At 43.4% G+C, this 5,952-nt stretch carries 8 protein-coding genes and 1 pseudogene; 4 read left to right on the forward strand and 5 right to left on the reverse strand.

The window, feature by feature from the left end; translation table 11 throughout:
* Both IQ270_RS27135 and IQ270_RS27140 read right to left on the reverse strand, forming a co-directional pair.
* A partial coding sequence (locus tag IQ270_RS27135; RefSeq protein WP_193976260.1) for an ABC transporter ATP-binding protein occupies positions 1 to 1,016 on the reverse strand: 1,016 nt, incomplete at its 3' end.
* Between the two features lie 220 nt (positions 1,017 to 1,236).
* Positions 1,237 to 1,432 (reverse strand): annotated as a pseudogene (locus IQ270_RS27140) (HD domain-containing protein); the annotation flags it as partial.
* 143 nt (positions 1,433 to 1,575) lie between these two features.
* On the opposite strand from IQ270_RS27140, the gene IQ270_RS27145 reads away from it, so the two are divergent.
* The 4 genes from IQ270_RS27145 to IQ270_RS27160 all read left to right on the forward strand — a co-directional run bounded on the left by IQ270_RS27145 (position 1,576) and on the right by IQ270_RS27160 (position 4,136).
* Entirely contained in the window at positions 1,576 to 2,199 is a 624-nt protein-coding gene (locus tag IQ270_RS27145) for a Uma2 family endonuclease (protein WP_193976261.1), read from the forward strand.
* Positions 2,200 to 2,283: 84 nt separating this feature from the next.
* Complete coding sequence (thyX, locus tag IQ270_RS27150) at positions 2,284 to 3,006, forward strand: FAD-dependent thymidylate synthase (RefSeq protein ID WP_193976262.1); 723 nt, start codon at positions 2,284 to 2,286, stop codon at positions 3,004 to 3,006.
* Positions 3,007 to 3,102: 96 nt separating this feature from the next.
* On the forward strand, positions 3,103 to 3,537 hold the full coding sequence (gene dut, locus IQ270_RS27155; protein WP_193976263.1) for a dUTP diphosphatase: 435 nt from the start codon (positions 3,103 to 3,105) through the stop codon (positions 3,535 to 3,537).
* A gap of 38 nt (positions 3,538 to 3,575) precedes the next feature.
* Positions 3,576 to 4,136, forward strand: a complete 561-nt coding sequence (locus IQ270_RS27160; protein ID WP_193976264.1) for a dCMP deaminase family protein — start codon at positions 3,576 to 3,578, stop codon at positions 4,134 to 4,136.
* A gap of 200 nt (positions 4,137 to 4,336) precedes the next feature.
* On the opposite strand, the gene IQ270_RS27165 is transcribed toward IQ270_RS27160, so the two are convergent.
* From IQ270_RS27165 to ndhN, 3 genes are all read right to left on the reverse strand, one after another.
* Positions 4,337 to 4,852, reverse strand: a complete 516-nt coding sequence (locus tag IQ270_RS27165; RefSeq protein ID WP_193976265.1) for a hypothetical protein — start codon at positions 4,850 to 4,852, stop codon at positions 4,337 to 4,339.
* Positions 4,853 to 4,924: 72 nt separating this feature from the next.
* Positions 4,925 to 5,530 (reverse strand): VWA domain-containing protein, encoded by a 606-nt coding sequence (locus IQ270_RS27170; RefSeq protein WP_193976266.1) that lies wholly within the window; start codon positions 5,528 to 5,530, stop codon positions 4,925 to 4,927.
* A gap of 118 nt (positions 5,531 to 5,648) precedes the next feature.
* Positions 5,649 to 5,952 (reverse strand): NAD(P)H-quinone oxidoreductase subunit N (ndhN, locus tag IQ270_RS27175; protein WP_193976267.1); only part of this gene is annotated, 304 nt, incomplete at its 5' end.

A 5,952-nucleotide genomic window follows, 5' to 3' on the forward strand; every position in this document is an offset into this window, starting at 1 on the left:
AGAGTAGTTTCAGCGCTCAACAAAGGCAAACTCGCCCGGATTAAAGTTTCTCGCCCCAGAGGTTCCACTACTTTTACCTCTACCTCCAGAGGGACTTTTTCTAAAGCCCAAACATCCCTTTTTAAATCATCGTTTTCTGCTGTTGGCTGCGTAAAAATTTCTATATTTTCTGGACGGATACCCAAATCAAATCCTTGTCCTTCTCTCGGGTGCAATCTTTTTTGAAGTGATGGCGGACAGGCTAAAGATTGATTTCCCACTTGAAAAGATTCGTTAGCATAAATTGCGGGCAAAATGTTCATGGCCGGATTGCCTAAAAATGTGGCAACCATGCGGTTAGCTGGTTTAGCATAAATGCTTTGCGGGGAGCCGATTTGTTGAATTTTCCCCTGATTTAAAACTACAACTTTATCAGCTAAAGTCATCGCTTCCACTTGGTCGTGGGTAACATAAACTGTGGTAATTCCCAGCCGTTGATGCAGTTGTTTGAGTTCGGCCCTAGTGTCGTCTCGCAGTTGGGAATCTAGGTTGGAAAGCGGTTCGTCTAAGAGGAACACTTTGGGCGATCGGGCGATCGCCCTTCCCAGTGCTACCCGCTGCTGCTGTCCCCCTGATAGCTGTTTGGGCTTGCGGTTGAGGAGATGGTCGATCGAGAGCGATCGGGCTACAGTTTCGACTCGTTCTTGAATTTTAGTCTGGTCAACATTCCGCATCCGCAATCCAAAAGCCAGATTTTCTGCGACAGTCATGTGCGGGTAAAGCGCATAATTTTGAAATACCATTGCGACATCCCGCTGTCTCGCCGGAATGTTGTTAACTAAATTATCTCCAATATAAAGATTCCCGGAAGTTGCGGTTTCCAAACCCGCTATCGTCCGCATAATTGTGGATTTCCCGCAGCCGGAAGGCCCGACTAATACCCAAAATTCCCCATCCGGGATTTTGAAACTAATGTTTTCAATTGCGGTGACGTTTTGGTAGCGTTTGGTAATATTTTCTAAACGAACGTTTGCCATTTTTATTAGTCAGTTGTTATTAGTTAGTTGTTATTAGTTAGTGGTTCTTAGATTATCGCCTAATTAACCAAAATCTTTCAGTTGCGATCTGGCATTATAGATTTTATCAGCAGCCGAGACCAATCTGACTCAACGAGAAGCGTTAAGAACGCGATCGGTATCACCAAGGGATATCTGGTGTCGTGTCGCTGCTGTCACGGATGACTTCGCGGGTGGTGGGGCCGCCTTGATTGGGCGATCGCATCGTGAAGCAAAGCTGCGATCGGCTCATCTTCCGAAGCCCCATATTCTAAAGCTATACTAGCAGTGCCCAACAAATGGGCAATGTAGGGAACGCCGGAACCTTTGCGAAGTTGGGTTGCGTGTAATTCCGCAGCATAGGTTCCGGCTGCGGAAAAACGGTTTGAGAGAATCATCAAAGTCACCTTTCTTAATTGCTACAATATAAATTGTAGTGCCAAGTTGAACAGACAAAATCTACCCTGTTCCATAATATCGTAAAGATGCGATCGAGAGCGATCGCCTGTAAACTTAGAATCATTAAAGAGAGGTTGCGCTCGTGACAACTACTATAACTATACCCCAAAAAGCCGAAAATAAAATAGTTCCAGAATCACAGACACAATTAGAGATTACAGCAGAAATTCAGCCAGAATCAGAGCCACAAAAAGTCATATCTCTCGAAGAGTTTTTAGTCAAACCTGCTGATAGAATGGAATGGGTTGACGGCCACTTAGTGGAGAAAACTGGAATGACATTCAAGCACAGTCTGGCTCAATCTAAATTAGCCCGTTATTGGGGAAATTACAAAGACTCCAGCGGACAGGGAGGAGAAGTTCTTACCGAAATACTTTGTCGCACTAATAAACAAGGCCGCCGTCCCGATGTTGCTTACATCACTCCTGAACTGCTGCCACAATCAGGCAATTTTACAGCATTTTTTCAAAGTTTTCCGTTGATAGCGGAAGTTGCGTCTCCTGAAGATAGCGGCGAAGAATTATTTGCAAAAGCTCAAGAATATTTAGAATCGGGATGTTTAGAAGTTTGGTTACTGTTTCCTGAAGCGAGATTAATCTTTGTGAATGCAGGGAACCGCTGGCAGTTGTTTAATGCGGATGAAGTTGTTAACACTCAAACTGTGCTTGCAGGTTTTAGTGTAGCAGTCAGCGAACTATTAGCATAATAAACTTGCCAAAAATGCCATATTATGAAATAATCTATGATGTTGTATTTTCCAACTATAGGGATTTTAAAAAATAAACATATAATGGATAGATTCAGAGTAGAAGTTATTTCTCAAACACCAAATCCTCAGCAAGTAATTTACGCGGCCCTCCATCAAGACTATACCGAGAATTTCGTATTTGACGATCGCGATTCCTGGCCCTGTGACGCAGAATGTGGCGAAATTATCGTCAAAAGACTCCTCGCAGGCGATCGGGGGCATTACGGACCCCTAGAGCATCCCCAAATTATCTTCAATTGCGGGTACTTTCCCCACAGCGTCATGCAGCAAGCCAGGACACATCGTGTAGGAGTATCATTTGACGTGCAATCCCTGCGCTATACAGGTAATCAATTTCTGGATGCAGCAGTCGGTAAAAAAGACATAGAAGATATCTTTTACCTGCGTCCAGTAGATTATTACACAGACCGCGAAGGCAAAAAATACTACTATTCTCCCGAACAAAGACAAAAAGATTTAGAGTGGTGTCTAGAAGCCGCTAAACGTTACAAAATAGACTTCGACAGCGGAATGTCCGAGGAACACGCCAGAGGCAAATTACCCTTTGACTATCGCCAGCATTTTGTAGTCAGCTTCAATCTCAGGTCTTTTCTACATTTTTCTGACTTAAGAAACAAGAAAAATGCTCAACTTGAAATTCAAAAACTCTGCGAAATGATGTGGCCTCATTTTGAAAATTGGGCTCCTGACATTGCCAAGTGGTACACAACTACTCGTCTCGGAAAAGCCAGACTAGCGCCGTAATAATAAAATTGGTTTGTAGTGAGGAATTTAGTCCTTAGATTTATGAGGACTAAATTCCTCACTACAAACACCTTACTCAACTAAATACAAAACAATATGAAACTAAAAATTCTGCAACTCCACGAGTTAGCCACAATTCCCAAATATGCCCATCATTCCGATGCTGGACTGGACTTATTTTCGATAGATGACTTAGAAATAACTCCGGGGAAAAGCCAGTTAATTCATACAGGTATATCGATAGAATTACCCGAAAATACAGAAGCTCAAATTCGTCCCAGAAGTGGTTTAGCTCTTAAGCACCAAATCACCGTACTCAATTCACCAGGAACCATAGATGAAGGCTATCGAGGCGAAATCAAAGTCATCTTAATCAATCACGGTCAAACTTCGTTTCAAGTCACAAAAGGCATGAAAATTGCTCAAATGGTAATCGCGCCAGTAATTCACGCCGAAATAGAAGAAGTTAAAATGTTAAGTTCCAGTTCTAGGGGAGATAATGGATTTGGCTCGACTGGAATTTCCCAATAAATCTCTCGTCTGAATATGATTCTAATTATAGATTTTAAATGAACATCAACACACCAGACAACTACGAACCTCCTCAAAGACCAACTTGGGATGAATACTTTTTAATGTTGGCAAAATTGGCTGCTACTCGATCGACTTGTCTGGCATTTCCCGTCGGCGCAGTAATAGTCAAAAATCGGCAAATTTTAGCTACCGGTTACAACGGTTCGCCCTCGGGTTCGGCACACTGCACTACTCAAGGCTTCTGCTATCCTGGTTTGAGCAGTTGCGACGCCAGCAAAATTTTGCCCTCAAGGGCGGTTCACGCAGAAGCAAATGCGATCGCCAAAGCTGCAAAACACGGAATATCTACTGCTGGGGCTAGCATTTACGTCACCTTAGAACCCTGCATCTATTGTTTGAAATTAGTCATTGCGGCTGGGATTCAAGAAGTATTTTACGAAACGACTTTTAATAGCGGCGAAAAAGCTGCTTTGAGAGATACTTTTATCAGTGAAGGTATTGTTGAACTAAAACAAATTCAGCTATCAGAAGATACAGCAAAAAAGGCTGCTCTATTTCTGTTGCGTCCTACTTCTGTTCCAAAAGATACTGTATAGCTGAAGGAAGAAGGAAGTTTGTCAACGGATTCGCTCCAGGGATGTAACGGATGTAACGGAACTCATGAAGAAGCCAGAAGTAAAAAGCAATGAAATAAATGGTTTCAGTGCTTTTTAGGGTGCGGCGCTGTGAGATATTTGACGGAATTTGCAGATTGACGGGTGGCATAATTTAACAGTCAACAGTCAACACTCAACATTCAATCAAACTCATTCACAGCTTGCAAATAGTCGATCGCCGCATCTATCCTCGAAGCATACTTAAAAGCAAACTGATCGAACCAATATCTCTCATCGGAATCCTTATCCAACTTTTTCAGCCAAACCTGAGCTTGCCTAACTTTTTGCTTGTGCGTTTGTACCTGCGACTGCTGCCCCCCGATTTTTTCAGCAGGCCGCGTTTCGAGTGCAGTCACTTCCTGAGGTTTATTTTGTGTTTCGCGATCGACCTTAAGCGGTTCCTGCACAGCCACTTCCTGAAGTTTATTTTGTGCTGCGTATTCAGCCTTAATTTGAGCTAAATCCTTGTCTGAAGCACCAGCATACAAATTTATATCTGCTGTTTTAACCGTTTTAAATGTTTGATTTGACGGCGCTGCTGCTGGTTGGGAAAGCGGTTGTGCTTCCACCGACGGCTGACTTTTGAGCTCGCGATTCTTTTGAGACGCTTGATATTCTGCCTTAAGTTCAGCTAACAGCCGATCGATCGATTCCATAAATTAAACCCCCTTTTTAAATGCTGCCCAGCAACCAGGCACAAATATAATTCCGCACAATTCGCCCTCTCCTCAATCAGTTATTGCATTCAGCAATACCTCAGTCAGGGTCATTCCTTCAATATCATCCATCGTCACAGTATCAACGATATCAAATTTAGCCCCGGCGCTTTGCAGTTCGTCATCCAATATCTTGAGAAACTTAGTAGCTTCTGGCGCATTCCCTACTTGAATAAAAGAAATCGCCAACTCTTCATCTCGATCGAGCTTCCGCGAAGCCTCTATAATCATTTTCATCACTTCTTTGCGATCGTCCGGTTCGCCGTCAGTCACCACTAATATTGTTTCCCCATTTTGCTGGGTCTTACCGGATGCTTTGCGCTGAAAATAACTGTTCAGAGCGTCTTGCAGAACCGCAGCCAAATTCGTAGTCCCCGAAGGTTCGTTTTCTTGGAATATTTGCACGACTTTCGCTGCTGTTACATTGTCGTACCGTTTGAAGCGACCGGAAAACACGTAAACTGTGATGCCATCGGGGTCTAGTTCTTCGCATTTATTTGCCAATGCGATCGTCGATTCTTGGATGAGCGCCCACCGACTCTTACCGCCAGCCTGGTCTTTGGTGTACATACTGCCGCTTTTGTCAATGATGATTGTGTAATCCCGGTTCTGAAGCATAAAATTTTCCGGTTAATTAAATTTTTACCAAACAAAATCAAAACCAGCGAGCAGAAGCGGTTTAACCTTAGTTGCTCGCTGCGTTTTTTAGTTGATTTGCGATCGCAAATATCAGAATTTAAGCTGCAACTAAAGCATCTTTAAGCGGCTTCCAGCTAAAAGCTCGATCGCCCCCCATCTCTACTGCTATTTTAACTCGCGGTTCTAACGTCGGCAAAACAGTCAAATACTCAACTTCCTGACTCGAAAAAACTTGCCCTTCAATAATCCACAGCACCAGTCCTTTTGCTTTCGGCGGCAAATTGTCCAATTGAGTTTTCAACATCGGCGGCACGTAGTACGTATAACCGACAGCCCCTTCATTGCCAGTAGTTTTCTTGCCCAAATGCGGAGGCCTCACCCCGTGAACACCCGTCAAATAC

It is taken from the genome of Microcoleus sp. LEGE 07076 (genome assembly GCF_015207455.1).
Taxonomy (GTDB): Bacteria; Cyanobacteriota; Cyanobacteriia; order Cyanobacteriales; family Microcoleaceae; genus Microcoleus.